Source organism: Psychrobacillus antarcticus (assembly GCF_029533155.1).
GTDB classification, from domain to species: Bacteria; Bacillota; Bacilli; order Bacillales_A; family Planococcaceae; genus Psychrobacillus; species Psychrobacillus antarcticus.
The window spans coordinates 1-466 of the sequence record NZ_JAIZDB010000072.1 but is presented as its reverse complement, the minus strand read 5'-3'; the positions used below and the strand labels follow the sequence as shown (position 1 = coordinate 466).

The window sequence follows — 466 nt, the reverse complement described above, 5'->3', positions numbered from 1 at the left end:
CTTTAAAAGATGGACTCATGTCCATGATGACAATTTCTACATTTGCTCCATGTTGTTGAAGATAGTGCTTTATCGTTTTTTTATAGCGATTTGGTAAAATATCAATTGGCTCTTTGGTTTCTCCATTAGCGATAATGAGTTGATATTTTCCTTCACGCGTATCGCCTTTATATTCATCAATGGCAATCACTTTTGGAAGTTCTTTTACTTTCTGAATTTCACTCAATGATAGACGATCAAAACGTCGGACAATCGTGGATGGTGAAGTACCATAAATAGTCGCTGTTTCTGAAAATGTTTTTCCCTTTATGCTCCGCACATTTACCGCTTGATTCCATTCGATTGAAAAGCGTTGGTACCGCTGAATAAAAGTATTCTTTTCCGCAAATTTCTTCCCACACTGACACACATATCTGCGTTTGCGATAAAAAATAATGGTAAGTCTTTCAAACACCTTTAAATGCTT

At 36.1% G+C, this 466-nt stretch carries 1 protein-coding gene; it reads right to left on the bottom strand.

Features of this window, described 5'->3' with window-relative positions; genetic code table 11:
• The coding region (locus tag LDK52_RS19930) for a helix-turn-helix domain-containing protein (protein ID WP_277587626.1) at positions 1-466 on the bottom strand (466 nt) is incomplete at both ends.